1 protein-coding gene is annotated in these 1,725 nt (G+C 74.1%); it reads left to right on the top strand.

The window, feature by feature from the left end; translation table 11 throughout:
* Positions 1-1,637 (top strand): DUF4173 domain-containing protein (locus ABZ297_RS46805; RefSeq protein ID WP_355361090.1); only part of this gene is annotated, 1,637 nt, incomplete at its 5' end.
* Between the last annotated feature and the right edge of the window lie 88 nt (positions 1,638-1,725).

Raw genomic sequence — 1,725 nt, 5'->3', positions numbered from 1 at the left:
CGCCCGTGCCGCCCCAACCCCCGCAAGCCCCCGGCCCGCCAAGCACGCAGACGCACGGCCCGCACCCGCCGAGCGCGCGACTCCAGGGGGCGCAGGGCCCGACGTACGGAGGCCAGCCGCAGGTGGGCGGCCCACACCAGCCGCCACCGCCACCACCGCCACCACCGTACGTGCCGCCGCCGCTCTTCCCGCGTCCCGAGCTGCCCGAGACGCCGCGCTGGCTGCTGCCGGCGGCGACGGGCGCAGGGGTGTTCGCCGCGGTGGCGCTCCCCGACGCGCAGCTCGGGCTGGGCGTCGTCCTGGTCGCGATGGTGCTCGGCGCGGCGGCGCTGCCCGCCCTGGCCAGGCGGATGACCCCGTGGACGGTGGCGTTCGGCCTGACCGCGTACTGGCTGGTCTCGACGGCCGCCGTCCGGGACGCCGACTGGCTGGTCGGGCTGCTGCTCGTCGCGGGAGCCGGGCTGGGCGCGCTGGCCGTGTCAGGGGCGGGGACGGGCTGGCTGGGCGTGATCAGAGGCGGTGTGTCGGTGCTGCTGGCGCTGGCCCCGGTGCCGTGGTTCCTGGCGATGCCGCTGAAGGGGCTGACGGCCAAGAGACGGATCATGCCGACGGTGGTGGGGCTGGGCATCACGGCGGTGCTGCTGCTGGTGTTCGGGCTGCTGTTCGCGTCCGCCGACAAGGTGTTCGCCACCTACCTGCAGCGCCTGACCACGGCCCCCGACTGGGCGGACTCCGCGCCGATCCGGGTCTTCCTGTTCGCCGTCGTGGCGGTGCTGCTGGCCGCCGTGGTGCTGGTCGCGCTCCGGCCGGTGGCGGACCCGCTGGGGCCGGAGGTCAAGGTGAGCGTGGGCAGGTCCGTCTGGCTGGTGCCGCTGACCGCGGTGAACCTGCTGTTCGCCGCGTTCGTGGCGGTGCAGATCACCACGCTGTTCGGCGGCAACGCCTGGGTCCTGAAGACGGCCGGGCTGTCCTACGCGGAGTACGCCAGGCAGGGGTTCTTCCAGCTCGTGGTGGTCAGCGTGTTCGTCCTGGGGATCGTCGCGGTCGCCGGGGGCGCGCTGAAGACCGAGCGGCGCGAGCGCTGGCTGCTCGCGGGCCAGCTCGGCGTGCTGTGCGCGCTGACCATGGTGGTGCTCGCGTCCGCGCTGCACCGCATGGACCTCTACACGGAGGCGTACGGGCTGTCGCGGCTGCGCCTGTCGGTGCAGGCGACGGTCTGGTGGCTGGGCGCGCTGTTCGCGCTGGTGCTGCTGGCGGGCGCGCTCCGGCTGCTAGGACGGGGGGCGGGCTGGCTGCCGCGGACCGTCGTCCTGGTGACGGGGCTCGGCCTGGGCGCGTTCGCCATCGTCAACCCGGACCTCCAGGTGGCCCAGACCCAGGTGGAGGTGCGCGGCGTCGCGAAGATCGACTCCGACTACCTCGGCGATCTCGGGGCGGAGGCCGTCCCCGCCCTGGACCGGCTGCCGGAGCCGCAACGCAGCTGCGTGCTCCGCGACGTCGTCGCCACCAACGGGCTGGACCGTCCCGATCCGTGGAACGGCTGGAACCTGGCCAGGTCGCAGGCGCGGGACGTCCTCGCCAAGCGGCCCGTGGACCCGAAGGCCAGGTGTGCGCCGAGACCGTCGCGCCTGTCCTAGTGGGCCGTCACGCAACCTTGGCCGGGTAACTGGTCCAGCTTCTGATCGGCGAACTGGCGGCGAAGTTCGTCTTGGGCTCCGCTCGAGC

The sequence above is a fragment of the Nonomuraea sp. NPDC005983 genome, from assembly GCF_040614375.1.
Classification (GTDB): Bacteria; Actinomycetota; Actinomycetes; order Streptosporangiales; family Streptosporangiaceae; genus Nonomuraea.
The sequence above is the reverse complement of the archived record's forward strand: the minus strand, read 5'-3'. Positions and strand labels throughout refer to the sequence as shown.